Annotated in this window: 13 protein-coding genes and 1 pseudogene; 2 read left to right on the forward strand and 12 right to left on the reverse strand. The window is 55.1% G+C overall.

The features are described from left to right. Positions 1-53: 53 nt before the first annotated feature. The 4 genes from LH22_RS11645 to LH22_RS11660 form a co-directional block, all read right to left on the reverse strand. Positions 54-350, reverse strand: coding sequence for a YbdD/YjiX family protein (locus LH22_RS11645; protein ID WP_038646713.1), 297 nt, complete (start codon positions 348-350; stop codon positions 54-56). Beyond that, on the reverse strand, positions 343-2,409 hold the full coding sequence (locus LH22_RS11650; RefSeq protein WP_038646715.1) for a carbon starvation CstA family protein: 2,067 nt from the start codon (positions 2,407-2,409) through the stop codon (positions 343-345). The genes LH22_RS11645 and LH22_RS11650 overlap by 8 nt, the downstream gene beginning before the upstream one ends. Positions 2,410-2,593: 184 nt before the next feature. Next, the gene (locus tag LH22_RS11655) at positions 2,594-4,528 is read right to left on the reverse strand and encodes an exoribonuclease II (protein ID WP_038646718.1); all 1,935 of its coding nucleotides are present in this window, start codon (positions 4,526-4,528) and stop codon (positions 2,594-2,596) included. A gap of 126 nt (positions 4,529-4,654) precedes the next feature. Beyond that, on the reverse strand, positions 4,655-6,964 hold the full coding sequence (locus LH22_RS11660; protein WP_038646720.1) for an FdhF/YdeP family oxidoreductase: 2,310 nt from the start codon (positions 6,962-6,964) through the stop codon (positions 4,655-4,657). A 248-nt stretch (positions 6,965-7,212) separates the two neighbouring features. On the opposite strand from LH22_RS11660, the gene LH22_RS11665 reads away from it, so the two are divergent. After that, complete coding sequence (locus LH22_RS11665; protein WP_038646721.1) at positions 7,213-8,802, forward strand: PTS transporter subunit EIIC; 1,590 nt, start codon at positions 7,213-7,215, stop codon at positions 8,800-8,802. Between the two features lie 368 nt (positions 8,803-9,170). Further along, a pseudogene (locus LH22_RS11670) lies at positions 9,171-10,068 on the forward strand (LysR family transcriptional regulator). Here LH22_RS11670 and LH22_RS11675 read toward each other — a convergent pair. The 8 genes from LH22_RS11675 to pspF form a co-directional block, all read right to left on the reverse strand. Continuing rightward, positions 10,065-11,186: a CMD domain-containing protein gene (locus tag LH22_RS11675; RefSeq protein ID WP_038646723.1), complete on the reverse strand. Its 1,122-nt coding sequence runs from the start codon at positions 11,184-11,186 to the stop codon at positions 10,065-10,067. The pseudogene LH22_RS11670 and the gene LH22_RS11675 sit on opposite strands and share 4 nt — an antisense overlap. 286 nt (positions 11,187-11,472) lie before the next feature. Then, a complete protein-coding gene (gene fabI / locus LH22_RS11680) occupies positions 11,473-12,261 on the reverse strand; it encodes an enoyl-ACP reductase FabI (protein ID WP_007892455.1) in 789 nt (262 codons plus the stop codon). Positions 12,262-12,401: 140 nt separating this feature from the next. Further along, positions 12,402-13,205, reverse strand: a complete 804-nt coding sequence (gene sapF, locus LH22_RS11685; protein ID WP_038650074.1) for a putrescine export ABC transporter ATP-binding protein SapF — start codon at positions 13,203-13,205, stop codon at positions 12,402-12,404. A 2-nt stretch (positions 13,206-13,207) separates the two neighbouring features. Next, positions 13,208-14,203 carry a putrescine export ABC transporter ATP-binding protein SapD gene (gene sapD / locus LH22_RS11690; protein WP_038646725.1) on the reverse strand — a complete coding sequence of 332 codons (996 nt, stop codon included), beginning with the start codon at positions 14,201-14,203 and terminating at the stop codon, positions 13,208-13,210. Beyond that, positions 14,203-15,093, reverse strand: a complete 891-nt coding sequence (sapC, locus tag LH22_RS11695; RefSeq protein WP_038646727.1) for a putrescine export ABC transporter permease SapC — start codon at positions 15,091-15,093, stop codon at positions 14,203-14,205. The genes sapD and sapC overlap by 1 nt, the downstream gene beginning before the upstream one ends. Further along, positions 15,080-16,045, reverse strand: coding sequence for a putrescine export ABC transporter permease SapB (gene sapB / locus LH22_RS11700; RefSeq protein WP_038646729.1), 966 nt, complete (start codon positions 16,043-16,045; stop codon positions 15,080-15,082). The genes sapC and sapB overlap by 14 nt, the downstream gene beginning before the upstream one ends. Positions 16,046-16,047: 2 nt before the next feature. Then, positions 16,048-17,670, reverse strand: a complete 1,623-nt coding sequence (gene sapA, locus LH22_RS11705) for an ABC transporter substrate-binding protein SapA (RefSeq protein WP_038646730.1) — start codon at positions 17,668-17,670, stop codon at positions 16,048-16,050. Between the two features lie 665 nt (positions 17,671-18,335). Beyond that, a complete protein-coding gene (gene pspF, locus LH22_RS11715) occupies positions 18,336-19,334 on the reverse strand; it encodes a phage shock protein operon transcriptional activator (protein WP_038650077.1) in 999 nt (332 codons plus the stop codon). Positions 19,335-19,494 lie beyond the last annotated feature (160 nt).

Below are 19,494 nucleotides of genomic sequence, written 5' to 3' on the forward strand. Positions count from 1 at the left end.
GTTTTCACTAAAGAATGGCACGAAAAAGCCCCGAAAATCGGGGCTTAAAAATGTCAGCAAGGACACTTGCCGAGCTTGCCTGCCTGGCTGGGAAAACGGGCCTCAAGGCAGTAGCGATGAAAGGCTCGCTCATCCATCGGCGTTTGCCCGGGATGGTGCTCGTGCATATGCTTCAGATAAGTTTGATAGTCGTGAACGCCAACCATTAAGCGAAAACTTTGCTTCAATCCCTGCCATATTCGTTGCCAGCGATTAAGAGTTTGCCCGGTGGCCTGGGGTGCGATCGGTAAGCAATGCTGAATGTGCCAGGCACCAATCGGTTTTTTCCAGCGATGAATGGACTCAGACATTCCGCACCTCCTTACGCAGGGAGACTTCGGACTCATGGGTGGTAGGGACCTGGCTGCCCAGGGCACGGCGGATAACAAAGAACGCTGCAATTAACATGGTGACGGCCACCAGCATAAAGAAGCCACACAGGGCCGCGTTAATTTGATTGCTAAACACGATAGTTTGCATGTCCGCCACGGTTTTCGCCGGGGCGATAATCACACCCTCATCAATCCCTTTACGGAACTTGTTGGCTTGCGCAAGGAAGCCAATCGAGGGCTTCTCGTGGAAAATCTTCTGCCACCCTGCGGTCATGGAGGTCACAAACAGCCAGGCGGTCGGTAAAATCGTCACCCACGCGTAACGCTGCTTCTTCATTTTGAACAGCACTACGGTGCCGAGGATCAACGCCATCGAGGCCAGCATCTGGTTGCCAATGCCAAACAGCGGCCAAAGGGTATTGATGCCGCCCAGCGGATCGACCACACCCTGGTAGACAAAGAAGCCCCATCCGGCAACGGCCACCGTGGTGCCCGCCATATTGCCCAGCCATGAACGGTTGTTGGCCATGGAAGGCACCACGGTGCCGACCAAATCCTGCACCATAAAGCGACAGGCGCGGGTACCGGCATCGACTGCCGTCAGGATAAACAGCGCTTCAAACAGGATGGCGAAGTGATACCAAAACGCCATCATTATCCGGCTGTTAAATACCTCGGTGATGATGTGCGCCATCCCCACGGCAAAGGTCGGTGCACCTCCGGCTCGGGAAAGCACGGTACTTTCACCCACATCGCGCGCGATGCCGCTCAACATCTCCGGCGTGACGACAAAGCCCCAGCCGTTAATCACCTGCGAAGCGCTTTCAACGGTGGTGCCGATCAGTGCTGCGGGTGAGTTCATCGCAAAATAGACGCCCGGATCGAGCACTGAGGCGCAAATCAGCGCCATGATCGCCACAAAAGATTCCATCAGCATCGCGCCATAGCCGATAAAGCGGATGTGACTCTCGCGCTCAACCAGTTTTGGCGTAGTGCCGCTGGAGACCAGCGCGTGGAAGCCAGAGATGGCGCCGCAGGCGATCGTGATAAACAGGAATGGGAACAGTGCACCGGAGAACACCGGCCCGCTACCGTCGATAAATTTGGTCACCGCCGGCATTTTCAGTTCCGGCATGGCGAACAGAATCCCAACCGCCAGCCCGATAATGACACCGATTTTCAGGAAGGTTGACAGGTAGTCACGCGGAGCCAGCAGCAGCCACACAGGCAGCGACGAGGCGACAAAGCCATAGATCACAAGTACCCAGGTCAGTTCAGTGCCTTTCAGCGTGAACAGCGGTCCCCAATAGGGATCGGCTGCCACATCGCCACCGTAAATAATCGCCGCCATCATCAGCACAAAGCCGATAATCGACACTTCAGCGATCTTGCCGGGGCGCAGATAGCGCATATAGACGCCCATAAACAGCGCGATCGGAATGGTGGCGGCGATGGTAAACAGCCCCCACGGACTGTTGGCAAGCGCTTTCACCACCACCAGTGCCAGCGCCGACAGGATGATGATCATCACGCCGAGTGCACCGAGCATGGTGACCACGCCCGCAAACGACCCCAGCTCCTGACGTGCCATTTCGCCAAGCGAACGACCATCACGACGGGTAGAGATGAACAGGATCAGGAAATCCTGCACCGCACCGGCCATCATCACGCCGACCAGAATCCAGATGGTACCGGGCAGGAAGCCCATCTGCGCCGCGAGGATCGGCCCAACTAAGGGACCAGCACCGGCAATCGCCGCAAAGTGGTGACCGAACAGTACCCATTTATTGGTCGGCACATAATCGAGACCATCATTGAGCCGCTCAGCAGGCGTGAGGCGACGGTCATCCAGTTCGAAAATACGTTTAGCGATAAACAGGCTGTAGAAGCGATAAGCAATGCTGTAGCAGGCAACGGACGCAATAACCAGCCAGACGGCGTTGACGTGTTCGCCACGGCTGAGGGCCAGCATGGCAAACGCACCCGCACCAATTAACGCCACCGCTAACCAGATCAATCCGGTTTTGACGTTGTTCATGAGTTAACTCCTTGTAGAGACCGGGAAAATAGGCGATCGGATACAACAAGTTAAAAGTAATGTAATGAATTGTTAACGACAGGGAATCGAATCAGAAGTGTGAAGCGGAAGGCAAATTTAACATCAGATAAAACGTAGAGGGAAAAATGCGGGATAACGGCTGTTATCCCGCAGATATTCATGCTCAGGCAGCAGGGCGTGCCACAACGCTACGGGTTTCCATACGCACTTCGGCAATGGTCACGTCGATAATGTCGGTCACACGATAAACGACTTCGCCTTTAATCTGCACGGTGCCGCTCTCTTGTGAGCACACCAGCTCATCACGCACCGCGTGGATGAACGGGGCAGGGATAAAGGCAACGGCGCCGTTCTCCAGCAGACGCACGCGCATACCGCCACGAGACACATCGATGATCTCGGCGCTGAATTTGCGATCGGTCCCGGCAGATGGCGCGAGGAAGCGCGCATACAGCCAGTCACCAACATCACGTTCGGCCATGCGGTTCAGACGACGGCGTTCACTCATAATGGTGGTGAACTCGTCTTTTGGACGCGCAATGCTGTCGCCGCGCACAATGGCTTTCAACAGGCGATGGTTGATCATATCGCCGAATTTACGAATCGGCGATGTCCAGGTCGCATAGGCTTCGAGACCCAGACCAAAGTGCGGACCCGGTTCGGTGCCGACTTCAGCGAAGCTCTGGAAGCGACGAATACGGCTGTCGAGGTACTGAGTTGGCTGGGCATCCAGCTCACGACGCAGCTGGCGGAAACCTTCCAGCGTGGTGATCGCCTGTGGATCAACGGTGATACCGTGACCGGCAAGCACGCCAGCGGCTTGCTCCGCATTGGCCAGATCGAAACCGGTGTGCAGGTTATAGATACCAAAGCCCAGCTTCTCCTGCAGCACTTTGGCCGCGCAGACGTTAGCCAGAATCATGGATTCTTCAACGATGCGGTTGGCGATGCGACGTGGCTCAGAAATGATATCCAGCACTTCGCCTTTGTCACCCAGCACAAAGCGGTAATCAGGGCGATCTTTAAACACCAGCGCATGAGTTTGACGCCACTCGCTGCGCGCCAGGCAGACACGATGCAACAAGCGAATCTGTCCGGCAATTGCCTCATTCTCTGGCTGCCAGCTCCCGGCGTTTTCCAGCCAGTCGGACACTTCGTCGTAAACCAGCTTGGATTTGGATTCGATCCAGGCCGCGAAGAACTGCACTTCGCCCGCTACACTGCCATCTGGCGTGAGCGAAACGCGGCAGGCCAACGCTGGACGACGTACGTTTGGACGCAGTGAACAGATGTCATCAGACAGTTCGCGCGGCAGCATCGGGATGTTGAAGCCAGGTAAATAGTTAGTGAAGGCGCGTTTAGAAGCCAGTTTATCCAGCTCGCTGCCTTCTGCCACGTAAGCGGTCGGATCGGCAATAGCGATGGTCAGCTGCAGACTGCCGTCAGCCTGCTCTTCAACATACAGCGCATCATCCATATCTTCGGTGCTGGCGCTGTCGATGGTGACGAAGTTGAGCGCGGTAAGGTCTTCGCGCTGCAAGTGCTCATCCAGCATTTCGCCGAAGCCCACTTTCGGGGCTTCGCGCTCCAGATTATGGCGCGACAGGGTGACCCACCACGGCGCAAGATGATCGTCGGCTGTGACAATGAATTCGGTCAGTTCAGCATAGAATCCGCGATCGCCTTTCAGCGGATGGCGGCGCATTTCAGCCACGGCCCAGTCGCCATTCTGAAAATCATGGGTCACGTCACGGGCAGCGCGGCACTGAATCGCCTCTTTCAGCAGCGGATGGTCAGGCACAATCGACAAACGATCGTCCTTCTTCTGCACGCGGCCAACAAAGCGGGTCAGGAACGGCTCAATCAGGGTTTCCGGCTCGGCGCTCTCGCGATCTTTATCAGTGTGGATCACCGCAGAAATACGGTCACCGTGCATCACTTTTTTCATCTGCGGAGGGGGAATGAAGTAGCTTTTTTGAGCATCGACTTCAAGGAAGCCAAAGCCTTTTTCCGTGCCTTTCACAACACCTTCGGCGCGCGGGGTTTGCGCGTGAAGCTTCTCTTTCAGCTGCGCGAGCAGCGGGTTATCCTGGAACATAATATATTTAGTTTCGTGGCCTAAGAGCGGTGGACAGTTTTACGCGAATCAGGGGCGCGCGGCAAGGCCAAAACAGGCTAAAAAGCCGCATTACGCGGCTTTTTACCTTCTGATAACGCTGAGGGCTCAGGCGATACGTTGGGTCGGTACGGCGGCGGTTAACGCCAGTTTGACCGGTACCGATTTCGAGGTCGGTGTCCCGCTGCCATCGCCGTAGCTGGAGAGCGGCACCAGTGGGTTGGTTTCCGGATAATAGGCCGCGAGATTTCCACGCGGAATGTTATACGGCACCAGCTTAAAGCCACTGACACGGCGCGTCAGGCCATCATTCCACAGCGTTTCGATATCCACTAACTGGCCTTCACTAAAGCCAAGTGACGCCATATCATCCGGGTGGATAAACACCACTTCACGCTGGCCATAGACACCGCGATAACGGTCATCGAGGCCGTAAATCGTGGTGTTGTACTGGTCATGTGAACGCAGGGTCTGCAGTGTGAACGGCACTTCAACATCGTTACCCAACTGCGGGAACAGTGAAGCTGGCAAGGCCGCCGCACTGAATTCCGCCCGTTGACTTGGCGTATTGAAACGCAACTCCGCCGCCGCGCTACCGAGATAGAACCCGCCCGGAATATCGCATTTGTTATTGAAGTCGGCAAAGCCTGGAATGGTGGCGCCGATGTGATCGCGGATCACATTGTAATCATCGGCCATGCCCAGCCAGTCAATCTTGTCGCTGCCCAGCGTGGCGTGTGCAATGCCTGCCACAATCGCCGTTTCGGAGCGTTGGGTGTCTGCCAGTGGAATGCCCACACCTTCTGAGGCATGCACCATGCTGAAAGAGTCCTCAACGGTGATGAACTGGTTACCGCTGGCCTGACGATCGCGCTCTGTACGGCCCAGCGTTGGCAGAATCAACCCCTCGTGGCCCGGCACTAAATGGCTGCGATTGAGTTTGGTGCTGATGTGAACGGTCAGACCGCAATGCTGCAATGCTTCCTCTGTCACCGGTGAGTCGGGTGCAGCAGCAGCAAGATTGCCACCCAGGGCGATCAGCACTTTCACTTCATCACGCAACATCGCGCTGAGTGCTTCAACGGTGTTATGGCCGTGTTCACGCGGCGGTTCAAAACCGAAATGCGCGCCCAGAGCATCGAGGAATGGCTTATTGGGTTTCTCATCGATACCCATGGTGCGGTTACCCTGCACGTTACTGTGGCCGCGCACCGGACACAGGCCGGCGCCTTTTTTACCCAGTTGGCCAAACAGCAGTTGCAGGTTGGTGATTTCACGTACGGTATCAACAGAATGCTTATGCTGGGTCACACCCATCGCCCAGGTAATGATGACGCGCTCAGCACTCTGGTAGATCGCTGCCGCTTCCCGAATCTGCGCTTCGCTCAGTCCGGATTGACGCACGATATCTTCCCAGCGCGTGTTATCCACGGCAGCCAGATAACCCTCAATGCCATGGGTATTAGCATCAATAAACGCCTGGTCGAAGATCCCCGGTTCACCGGCCGCCAGACGCTCACGCTGGACTTCCAGCAGGGTTTTCACCATGCCGCGAATGGCCGCCATGTCACCGCCAAGATTAGGCTGGTAATAGGCAGAGCTAATCGTACCTGCTTTAGAGGTAACGATTTCCAGCGGTTTTTGCGGATCGGCAAAACGTTCCAACCCGCGCTCGCGCAGCGTGTTGAATGTCACGATTTTCGCCCCGTGATCGGCCGCGTGGCGCAGGCTGTGCAGCATACGTGGATGGTTAGTTCCCGGATTTTGACCGATAACGAAAATCGCATTGGCGTGGTCAAAATCATCGAGACGAATGGTGCCTTTCCCGACGCCGATACTGCGCTTCAAGCCGGTACCGCTGGCTTCATGGCACATGTTGGAACAGTCAGGGAAGTTATTGGTGCCCATCACACGGCCAAACAGTTGATAGAGCCATGAGGCTTCGTTACTGGCGCGCCCGGAAGTATAAAGCTCCATCTGGTCGGGGTGATCCATCGCCTTGAGATGACGAGCAATCATCGCTAGCGCATCGTCCCAGCTGATCGGTTCATAGTGATCGGTGGTGCTGTTATAGCGCATCGGATGGGTCAGGCGACCCTGATACTCCAGGAAATAGTCGCTCTGTTGATACAGGGTGCTCACGCTGTGTTGGGCAAAGAATTCAGGCTCCACTACGCGGCGGGTCGCTTCCCAGGTCACCGCTTTGGCGCCGTTCTCACAGAAGCTGAAGGTACTTTTATTGTCATCACCCCACGCACAACTTGGGCAGTCAAAGCCACGCGCTTTGTTCATGCGCATCAAATTGCGCATGTTTTTCAGCGCGGCTTTACTATCAAGGACGAAACGAGTGGTGGCTTCCAAAGAGCCCCAGCCGCCAGCAGCGGCACGATAAGGCTGAATTTTACGTTTAAATTTCATAGTCGTTGCAGGCTTATTGTTTATGAATTGTTATCAGAATATGACTTCTGTTGTGGGAAAGTGTGCGACTGACAGCAAAAGTTGTCTAATTGATTGGTTTAATGGTGCGATAGGCGGCGTTTATCGCGCTCAAGCTGGCAGAAGCGTGATGCAGTTCAAATTTTACCCGCTGGCAGGACCGGGCTGCGACGTGAGAATCCAATAACTGGCTAATAATTGCTCTTTCCATCGATGAAAGGGCGCGCACCATGAAGAATCTTGCCAGCCAAATTCATGCCTTCGGTAAAGCATTAATGATGCCGATCTCCGTTATTGCCGCTGCCGGTATCTTTCTCGGCTTGGCTGCCGCGATGCAGAATCCCGCGGTCACCGGCGATGCCTTTGCCCATCTGCAGGTACCACAACTGATTATTGGCTTTATCCGCAAAGTGGCGGCGGCCTTATTTGCCAATCTGCCCGTGTTCTTCGCCGTTGCCAGCGCCATTGGTCTGGCGAAAGCGGAGAAGCCTACTGCGGCTTTTGCGGCAGTCATTGGCTATGTCGTGATGAATGTGGGCATCAGTGCTACGCTGGCGGCCAAAGGGCTGACGGCGGCTACCACTACCCCAGAAGCCTTGCAGCAAGCAGGCCTGGATCAAACCACGGCGATGATGACCTCGGCAGAGTACATCGAAATGCTGGGCATCTTTACTTACAACATGAGTGTGCTTGGCGGCGTGATTGCCGGGCTGGTCACCGTGGCACTGCATAATCGCTTTTACACGCAACAATTGCCGACGGCGATTAGCTTTTTCGGCGGGCGGCGCTTTGTACCCATCGTCACCGTTATCGTCTTGCCGCTGATTGGCGTGCTGCTGGCGCTGATCTGGCCCACGATCGGCGAAGGCATTGCCTGGGTCGGCAAGATGATTGGGAAAAGCGGCCAGTACGGCGCGTTTCTGCTGGGAACCGGCGAACGCCTGCTTATCCCAACAGGTTTGCACCATATCCTCAATGAAACGGTGCGTTTCACCCCCATCGGTGGCATGGCGACGGTAGACGGGCAAACCATTGTCGGTGCACTGAATATCTTCAACAATTCGCTCACCAATCCGGGCGCTATACCTGATGAGACGGTGCGCAGCGCCACCCAATTCCTGGCTCAGGGTAAAATCCCGGTGATGATGTTCGGCTTGCCTGCGGCTGCACTGGCGATCTACCACACCGCGCGCCCGGAGCATAAACAGCGGGTTAAAGCGCTGGTGATGGCAGGTGCGTTGACCTCCTTCACCACCGGCATCACTGAACCGCTGGAGTTCTGTTTTATCTTTGTGTCACCGGTGCTTTATATCCTGCATGCGTTGTTGACCGGCCTGTCATTTATGCTGATGTCGATGCTGCATTTAATGATCGGTAACGTGCAGGGCGGCGCGATCGATCTGGTGGTGTTCGGTATTCTCGGCGGCAGTAAAACCCAATGGTGGTGGACGGTAGCGCTGGGGGTGATTTATGCACCGATCTATTACTACGGCTTCCGTTTTGTCATCACGCGCATGCGAGTGGAAACGCCTGGACGAGAATCGGATGAGGAGCCGCAAAATGCGCAGGTGACAGCGGATGAACGCACTCAGGTGATCATCAGCGGGTTGGGCGGCGAGGCCAATATAGAGGACGTCGATTGCTGTTTCACACGCCTGCGAGTGCGCGTGAAAGAGATGAAAGAGGTGGTGGATCAAACGCTGCTGACCACCGGCGCTAACGGGATTAACCGCGTCAGCGAGCACGATGTGCAGGTGATTTATGGTCCGCAGGTAGAGAAAATTGCGAATCAGGTTAAGTCGGCGCTAGGGGTTGCCTGAGAAGGCGTTCGTCATGGAAATCATGTCGGCATAAGCGGCGATTGATTACCCTCTGCATCCACTTCTACCGACAGGACCCGAAGAGCAAGCATCAGGGAACATAGGTTGGGGAATCATTGGATACCAATCTATGCCGAGCACAGGGTCTCGATAAGGCTCAGTATAAGAGCAAGCTGAGAGTACAACTGTTATGAGCAAAATAAAGAGCTTCAACAGGATTTATCCATATAAGGAGAGAATTTATGAGAGATTACGCTATAGTGAGTGGCAGACAAGGCAGACTCGTCTTGTTTTGATTTCATGGTGTAATGAAAAAACCGCTAATGCGCCATCAGACTATTTACTCCTTCATTTGACAGGCACCTGCAATAGACATTAAACAGCTTATTTACCTTTGCAATCTTGAGCGCGAGCGCCATTTTGGCCGCGCGGCAGAGGCCAGTTTTGTCAGTCAGCCGACCTTATCCATGCGGTTAAAAAACCTTGAGCGTGAGCTGGGTTTATCGCTGATTAACCGCAGCAACAACTTTGACGGCTTTACGCCAGAAGGGGAACGCGTGTTGACCTGGGCGCGAGAGATCGTTTCGGTCTACTCGGGCCTGAAGCTGGAAGTCGAATCGCTGAAGCATGGCGTCAACGGCACGCTGCGCCTGGGCGTGATGCCGCAGTGCAGTGTCGCCTTGCCGGCGTTATTAAAAGCGGTTGAAACGCGTTATCCGCAGCTGGATTATCGCGTCTCCGCCATGAGTGCGGACCAACTGCTGGAAGCACTGAATAGCCATACTGTGGACGGTGGCATTGGCTTCTTCGAACTCACCGCTCTGCGAGAATTACACTTTCAGACCGCGCTGTTAAAAGACCCCGGCGTGGAAGCGATTTTTAATCCTCAGCACTTCCCGGATTTACTTCAACAAGAAACGGTTTCACTTTCGCAACTGGCGCAGCAACCGCTGTGTCTTGCCGAACCCACGCGCTATTTCCGTCGTTACGTGGATAGCCAACTACGCGAAACTGGTTTGTTACCGCGAGTGATTGTGGAAAGTGCCTCGATTATGCAGCTATTACAGAGCGCGCAGGTGGGATTAGGCGTGATGGTGTCGCCGCGCGGACATTTACTGCCGGAGATGCTGCAAAATCTGGCGCGGAGGCCGATTGAGATGGCGCCCATGGGACGCCAGGCCCGCGTTAGTGATTGCTGAGCCGGGCAGGGCATCGCCGCTGGCTCAACATTTCTTTGACGAAGCGCGGCGCCATCTGCCGGATTAACGTGTTTCACCCAGCGCCATCCATAACCGATCCTGCCAGCTGGCAAACGCCACTGTCTGCAATAGCGTAAAAATGCGCTCGGTTCCCCATCCCGCATTCAGCAATGGCTGCAGGTGTGCTGCGCTAAAGCGCTCTGGCATGCGAACCAGCTGAGCGCTAACGCCAATCACCGGCTGCTCTTCTCCCGCTTTATCAACATCTGCAAGCAACGCGTCGCGCTGGCTAGCGGCATGGCGCGTGAACGGACGCTGACAACCCAGGATGCGCGCGCTGGTTGCCAGCGCCAACGCAGATTGCTCGTCATGATGTTCGCCGATGCGCTGTTGCAAAGTCGCCCAGCCATACAGCGCCTGCGCGTCATGCACCAGCAACCAAATCGCGTCCTCTAATCCTTCGATGCCCTGACAAAAGGTTATTGCCGCCAGTTGATCGGCACTGGCATAGCGCAACTCAACCGGTTTGAGCGCGTGCTGCCATGCGGTGTCTCGGTCAAAAAGCGCCGGATCGGCATCCGCGGGTGGTGATACGCCGGGTATCCAGCGTACCGGCAAGCCCATCATGGCCTGCAGTGCCGCGACGACTCGCGCCTGATAGCTGACGAATCCCACCAGTTGATTAAGAGTGACGATATCTGGTTCTGTAAGCCCGACGGCATCCAGGGCGCTGATACCCGTGGCATTGATCAGTGCCGGTTGCATCGCCAACTGACGCGCGTACTGGGTGATTTGCGTCAGGCGGTTGTTACTCTCGCGGGAGGAGTCCGGGCCCGGCAGCGGATTGAGGCGCGCGGAGTAGTGATTGCACAGGCGCTGCACACCGGCAACCTGCGCCACCGTTAACGCGGTACTGAGACGATCGTAGAGCGTTAAGGTATGCGTGAGCGAGTTGCTCAGCGTATCCGGCAGCAAAATCTGGCTCAGATCACGCGCGGCCAGTAACGCCGGCTGGAAGCGAGTAAACAGGGGCTGAAGAGCAGTGGCTTCCTGTTGCAGACCTAATAAAAAGCGGTCTTCGAGATAGGCGGCTTCGGGCACTAATGGCGCGGTGGCCTGGGTGTGCGGGCGAGTCTGGCTTTCATAAAACCAGTGGTCATGGCCGGGAGAACGGCGTTGTTCCATGGTCATTCCTTGCGCAAAAAACGGTCTGGGTACGCGACGGGCAAATCTGAAAAGCGCATCGCCACCAAAAGGCTAGCTTATCGTCGCTGAAGCACTGGCTGTGGCAAAAGAATGAAGGGGAATAATTAAGATCGAATGAATCTATACGCCTGAAATTTCAAGCGGTAGCGAGCAGGAAGAGGTGAGTTTGCGGAGCAGTCAGGCGAAAGTGAACAGGGCGAAAATCGGTCAGGGCAGCGGAGACTTCGCTAAGAAAAAAGGCGAGCACCAGGCTCGCCTTCAGAACTTATTTCAGTTCCAGCTCGTTCATCGCGGCAATGCTGAAGCCGCCATCAACGTGAACCACTTCACCGGTGATACCACCCGCCAAATCAGAGCACAGGAAGGCCGCAGAGTTACCTACGTCTTCGATGGTGACAGTACGGCGAATCGGGGTAACGGCTTCACAGTGAGCCAGCATCTTACGGAAATCTTTGATGCCTGAAGCTGCCAGGGTACGGATTGGACCCGCGGATACGGCGTTAACACGCGTACCTTCAGGACCCATCGCGTTCGCCATGTAACGCACGTTGGCTTCCAGAGACGCTTTGGCCAGACCCATCACGTTGTAGTTCGGGATCGCGCGCTCTGCACCCAGATAAGACAGGGTCAACAGGGCTGAATTCGGGTTCAGCATCGCACGGCACTCTTTCGCCATCGCAACGAAGCTGTAGGCAGAGATGTCGTGAGCGATTTTGAAGCCTTCACGGGTCACGGCGTTCACGTAGTCACCATCCAGCTGATCGCCAGGTGCGAAACCAATTGAGTGAACAAAACCGTCAAATTTTGGCCAGGTTTTTGCCAGTTCGGTGAACAGCGCAGTGATGCTCTCGTCTTCTGCCACATCGCAAGGCAGAACAATGTCAGAACCCAAATCTTTAGCGAACTCTTCCACACGACTTTTCAATTTGTCGTTCTGGTAGGTGAAAGCCAGTTCTGCGCCCTGTTTGTGCATCGCCTGTGCAATACCGTAGGCAATGGAGAGTTTACTGGCAACGCCAGTAATCAGAATGCGCTTACCGGAAAGAAAACCCATAGCTGTAATCCTTATGGTCATTGTTGTTGGCGGTCGCAATGATTAAATAGTAGGCGACCGACGTTAATCGACGTGCGGATTCTAGCACGTCTCTCTCAAATGCGGTAAATCGCACCGCGTTTTCGCGATGTGATGAACAATCAACGAACTTTGCGCCAGGCTTCGGCGGTTAAGGCTTCGCCAAAATGGCTGGTGATCAGCCGTTTAGTGAGGTCATGCAGTGGTGAGGCCAGCACATCCGCTGTGCCGCCGCGTTCCACCACTTCACCCTGATGCATCACCAGTACCTGATCGCTAATGTGCTTCATCATGCCGATATGTTGCGTCACATAAATATAGGCGATGCCGTGCTTCTCCTGCAGTTCCAGCATCAGATTCACCAGCTGCGAACGCATCGTCATATCCAGTGAGGCGAGCGCTTCATCTGCGACAATGACCTTCGGCTGCAGGATGAGTGCGCGAGCCAGCGCCAGACGTTGTTTCTGGCCGGGGGCCAGCATATGCGGATAGTAACCGGCGTGATCGCGCAGCAAGCCCACCTGACGCAGCGTGGCAATAATGCGTTTCTCCCGCGCTTCATCATCCAGATCGGTATTCAGTCGCAGCGGAAAGTCGAGAATCTGACTGACACGCTGACGCGGGTTGAGTGAGGTCGATGGATCCTGAAAAATCATGCGAATGCGCTGACTGCGGTAACCGTAATCGCCATACTCCAGCGGATGATCGTCAATCAGCATCTCACCTTCCGTCGGGGCCACCATGCCGCTCAACATTTTCGCCAGCGTGGATTTCCCTGAGCCGTTCTCACCAATGACCGCCAGGGTCTGCTTCTCACGCAAGGTGAAGCTTACCCCTTTCACCGCCTCAACATGCTGTCGGCGAAACAGGCCGGTGCGATAGCGATAGGTTTTACTCAGGTTGCGCACTTCCAGCAGGGTTTCCATGCTCATTGCCCCTCCACATTTAACGGGAAGTGACAGGCAAACAGATGCGATTTGGTACCGGTGAGACGCGGCGTTTCAATACACTTACGCTGCGCATAGGGACAGCGTGGCCCTAGTCGGCAGCCAATCGGCAGATGTTCAAGCGAAGGAATGGCACCGGACAGTGTGTTCAGGCGGCTTTTATGCGGCAGTGCACTGCCAAAGTCGGGCATTGCGCGGATCAGCGCCTGGGTATAGGGATGATGCGGCGTATCCATTAAATCTTCACTCTGCGCGGTTTCAACGGTCTGTCCGCAGTACATCACGTTAATGCGATCCGCCCACTGGCTCATGGTGCGCAGGTCATGACTGATCAGCAAAATCGTGGTGTTGTTATTTTGGTTGAGGCGGCTCAACAAACGGAATATCTGTGCCTGCGTGGTCGGTTCCATAGCATTGGTCGGCTCATCGGCGATCAGCAGACGCGGCTGATTGGCCAGCGCAATGGCGATCATCACTTTCTGGCATTCACCTTCCGTCAGTTCATACGGGAAACTGCGCATGATGTCTTTGTGGTCTTTAATGCCCACGCGGTGCAACAGCTCGATGGCCCGCGCTTTGCGCCAGAACCACAAACGCTGATACCAGCGCCCTTTAAAAGTCCAGCGTGGGATCGCCTGCATCAACTGGCGGCCGATGCTTTCAGAGGGATCCAGACAGGATTGCGGTTCCTGGAAAATCATCGACACGTTATGGCCGACAATGCGGCGTCGTTCGCGCGGCGTCAAACGCAGCAAATCGATATCATCGAACACCATACGATCGGCGGTGACGCGCCAGTTATCTTTGGTTACGCCGCAAATCGCTTTCGCAATCAGGCTTTTGCCAGAGCCGGACTCACCCACCAACCCACGCACTTCACCTTCACTGAGCGTCAGGTTAATGCGATCAACGGCTTTCACCGGACCTTCTGAGGTCATGAACTCAATAGTGAGATTACGAATATCCAGTAACGGCATTATTCTGCTCCCGCTTCTACGGCGCGACGGATGCCATCGCCCAGCAGGTTAACGATCAACACACTGACCATCAGCGCGACGCCGGGCAGCATCACGGTCCAGGGCGCGACATAAATCAGCTCCAGCGCATCGCCCAGCATCGCTCCCCATTCAGGTGAGGGCAGCTGTGCCCCTAAATCGAGGAAACCGAGTGCGGCAATGTCGAGAATGGCCATGGAGAGTGAACGCGTAAATTCCCCGACCAGCAGCGGCAGGACATTGGGCAGCACGGCGTTCCACAGAATATTCAGATTGCGCGCGCCATCCAGACGCAGCGCCACCACATACTCTTTTTCCATCTCGTTATGTACCGCAGTATAGATCTCCCGCACCAGACGCGGAATGATCGCCAGCAATACCGCCAGCATGGCGTGTTCAAGGCGTGGACCTAAAAAGGCCACCACAATGATTGCCAGCAGCAGCGAAGGGATGGAGAGCAAGGTATCCAGCACGTGGTTCATGACCGCAGAGCGCAAACCGTGGGTAACGCCAGCCAGCACACCCAGGATCAGGGCGCAAATCGCGGCTAAAACCGTCACCATGATGGCCGAACCGACAGTGGGCGCGACGCCGCTCAGCAGGCGGCTCAATACATCGCGGCCCAAATCATCGGTACCGAGGAAGAAAGAGACATCCCCGTAACGCGACCATGAAGGGGGCAACAGTTGATAGCCGAGGAACTGCTGATCGATGCCATAGGGCGACAATAAGCCGCCAAACAGGCACAGGAATAGCAGGGTACCAAAGCCGTACAATCCGATCATGCCACTGGTATCACGATAAAAACGCTGCCAGAACAGACGAAACGGGCTGGGTAACTTCGTCTCTGCATAGATATTATCTAAGGGCATACCATTCCTTGTGTTTCAACGGATTAAGCGCCGCACCCAGAATATCTGACAGCACGCTGACCAGAATCACCAGACCGCCAACCACCATCACACCGGCAGAGATGGCCGCATAATCCTGCTGACGAATGGCGTTGATCAACCAGCGACCAATGCCCGGCCAGTTGAACACCACTTCCGTAATCATCGCCAGCGTCAGCATGGTGGAAAACTGTAAACCCAGACGCGGGATCACGGGCGGCAGCGCGTTGTGCAGCACATGGCGGCGAATCACGGTGAAGCGAGATAATCCACGCGTGGCCGCCGCTTTCACATAGTTTTTATCCATCACATCGCTGGTGCTGCTGCGCAGTAAACGAATCACCTCGGTGGTCGGTGCGACGGCCAGTACCACCACCGGCAAAATCATATGAGTCAGGGCACTCATCAACATCTCATGGCGCCACGGTGAAGGACTCAGCCAGGCATCAATCAGTGCAAAGCCGGTCACGTTTTGTACCGGGTAGAGCAGATCAAAGCGTCCGGAAACCGGCAGCCAGCCCAGCGTCAGGGAGAAGAACAGGGTGAACAGCAGTGCCAGCCAGAACACCGGCATCGAGAAGCCGAGCAGAGCCAGTGCGCTGATGGCTTTATCCTGCCATTTTTTGCGCATCACGCCCGCGCAAATTCCCAGCGGGATACCCACCAGCAGCGCCAGCATAAAGGCCAGTATGCAAAGCTCTAGCGTGGCGGGGAACACCTCGCGCAGTTGCAGGTCGATCAGCTGGCCGTTGGTGCTGGAAACACCAAAGTCGAATTGCAGCAGGCCTCTAAACCAGAACCACCAGGCATCGAACAGCGAGGCACCTTCCAGCGGCGCATTCGGCGTAAAGTAGCTCAGACTGAAACTCACCAGCGACAATAAAAACAGCGTGATCAGCAGCAACAGCAGGCGACGCAGTATATAGATGATCATGCTTATTCCTCGCTGCTCTCATCACGGTAAACCCCGGCAAACGAGGCATTCCCAAACGGACTTAGCACCAGACCTTTAATATCATGGCGATATGCCTGTAAACGCAACGATGACGCCAGCGGCAATACCGGTAATTCCTGCGCCAGAATTTGCTGTGCCTGATCGTAGCTGTCGATGCGCGCCGAAAGCTGCTGCGACAACAACGCCCGTTGCAAGGATTCATCAAAGGCCGGTGAACACCAGTGCGCAAAGTTGGTTTGCGAGCGGATGGCTGCACAGCTCAACAGCGGCCGGAAGAAGCTATCCGGGTCGTTACTGTCTGTCGCCCAGCCGGTCAGCGTCAGATCATGATTCATCGCCATCAACTGCGCTTCCTGGAAACGGCCCTCTACCGGAGCGATGGTGACGCGCACGCCAACCTGAGCCAAATCGGCTTGCAGCAGTTCAGCGGTTTTCAGTGGGCTGGGGTTCCAGGATTGTGAGGTGGTAGGCACTACCAGCCGCAAGTGCAGATCTTCCAGCCCGAGCGCTTTCAGCGCTGCACGGGCTTTCGCCGGATTGTATTCGGTGACCCGTGCATCATTATCATACGCCCAGGACGCTCGCGGTAAAATGGAGGCGGCGGTTTCAGCGGTGCCGTAATAGATCGATTCCATCAGGCGTTCGTTATTAATGGCCAGTGCCAGCGCGTGACGCACTTCGGGGCGATCCAGTGGCGGTTTACGCGTATTGAACGCTAAATAGGCGATATTCATGCCAGGACGCAGCGTCATGCGCAGACGGGGGTCATCACGCAAAATCGAGAGCTGGCTGGCCGCCGGATAAGCCAGCACATCGCATTCACCTGTGAGTAACTTCGAAAGACGTCCTGTTCCACCAACGCCAAGATCGATCACCACCTGTTGCAGACGCGGCACACCTTTCCAGTATTGCGGATTACGTGCCAGGCGCAGATATTGCCCGGTACGGTACTCGCTCAGCTGAAACGGCCCGGTGCCCACCGGCTCGCGATCCAGGCGCTCCTGCTGGCCTATCGCCGTCAGCTTGTCGGCGTATTCCTGCGACAATATCGGCGCGTAATGCGTAGCAATGTGCCAGAGGAAAGAGGCATCCGGACTGTTGAGACGGATTTCTACCGTGTCGTTGTCCAGCTTTTTAACGCTTTGTACCGAGTCAGAGAACTGCAAACTATCGAAATAAGGATAGCTGCCACCGTTGACGTTATGCCACGGATGCTGACGATCAAACATGCGCGCAAAGCTGAACACCACGTCATCGGCATTCATTTTGCGTGTGGGTTTAAACCAGTTGGTGTGCTGGAAAGAGACATCTTTGCGCAGATGAAAACGGTAAGTAGCGCCGTTATCGCGTACTTCCCAACTCTGTGCCAGGTCAGGAATCAGGCGATAAGTGTAGGGGTCCACATCCAGCAGGCGGTCATAGAGCTGTGCCGCCAGCGTATCCACCACAAGGCCGCTGCTGACCATTTGTGGGTTAAAAGTATTGACCGTGCCATTGACGCAATAAACAAAACCGCTATTACGGATGTTATTGGTTGGCGCGGCCAGCGCAGACGCACTCAATACGCTGAGACCGAGCAGCAGCGAGGAGAATAATTTTGGCATAGAACTCAACGATTCTGAGGCAATAGCGTGAGTGTATCGCAAACGTCACGCACTCCCCAAATTCATGATGGTTCTGCGTTGTTTTTCACCAATCTGGCGAGGAGGTAATCACAATGTTAGTGTGGAAATGAGAAAAATTCTCAATTAGGGCTTTACAGATGATAATAAGAATGATTATTATTCTTCTGCTCTTCGACGGTGGCTCTACCGAAGAAGAGCACGACATTGCTCACATTGCTTCCAGTATTAAGTTGCCCGCATCTAATGCGGGCTTTTTTTTGTGTGTCGTTTTTCCCGTCATCTTTTGCGCTGCTGCTGCGTTAGCTGCGCGCGCTAACCCCGGTCACATACTGATGTATGCTCCCGGGGATTAGCGCACTTGCCGCCTTGCATCAGCACAAAAGCTATAGGGAAAACCGACCCACACCTGAGCTGTCTTTAAAAGCACTTCGATAGGTAAAACGATGATGTGGTGAGTTATCTGTTAGCAGCGAAGCAACGATGTGCTCCCAGATAATCACCAGGCTGCGTTTTTTCATCTCATGTAGCTCAGGCTAATCCTCATCACGTGCCGGATGCGGTGCTTTTTCATGATGGCGCTCAATTGATGGTAGGAAATGCGCAGTCACTCTGCGGCACGGCGTTTGCAGCTCTCGCTTTGTCGTTCAATCCTCATCACGTGCCTGGATGCCGTGCTTTTTCATCATGGCGCGTAACTGATGGTAGGTGACCCGCAGTAACTCGGCGGCGCGGCGTTGGTTGTATTTTGCCTGTTGCAAGCTGGCTTCGACCAAATCGCGCTCCTGCTGGTTTTGCCACTGGCGCAGATCGAGTGGCAGGGCGGGTAAGCCGCTGGTGCTGGGTTCGGGGAGGCTTTCAGGCGCGGCGCTGCGCGGGGCGAACGGGTTGATGATGATATTATCCAGTTCCTGCTCTGCGCTGTGATGGCGATACACCGAGCGTTCCACCACATTCTTCAATTCACGTACATTGCCGGGCCAACTGTGGGTGAGTAGCGTGAGCTGAGCGCGCTCGCTGAAGCCGGGAAACAGCGGCAGGCCGAGTTCGCGGCACATCTGGATAGCAAAATGCTCGGCCATCACCAGAATATCGCTACGACGTTCGCGTAACGGTGGGAGTTGCACCACATCAAAGGCGAGACGATCGAGGAGATCCGCGCGGAATTTTCCTGCCGCAGCCAGTGCGGGTAAATCTTCATTGGTGGCACACACCAGACGCACATTGACCTGCAACGACTGGTTGCCGCCCACACGTTCCAGCTGACCGTATTCGATGACGCGTAGCAATTTCTCCTGCACCAGCATCGGCGCGGTCGCCAGCTCATCGAGGAATAAAGTGCCGGTGTCAGCACGCTCAAAGCGGCCAAGATGACGTTTTTGCGCGCCGGTAAACGCACCGGCCTCATGGCCAAACAGTTCAGAATCCAGCAGGTTTTCATTCAGTGCCGCGCAGTTAAGCGACACAAAAGGCCCTTGCCAGCGATCGGAGAGATAGTGCAAGCGGCTGGCAATCAACTCCTTACCGGTTCCTCGCTCGCCTATCACCAATACCGGTTTTTCCAGCGGCGCGAGGCGGGAAACCTGCTCCAGCACTTCCAGGAAGTTGTTTGATTCGCCCAACAGGTTGTCACTGCCATTTGCCATGATGAATTTCGCCACTGGTTAATCAATTTCACTACATTAATGGATGCTTACTCGAATGTAAAATATGCAAACTCTATAAAATCAATAAATTAAAAGTTGGCACGCCATTTGTATTAAGAAACCGTGCACCGCACAACCACATGACAATCAGAGGAACATC

The organism is Pantoea rwandensis (assembly GCF_000759475.1).
GTDB lineage: Bacteria > Pseudomonadota > Gammaproteobacteria > Enterobacterales > Enterobacteriaceae > Pantoea > Pantoea rwandensis_B.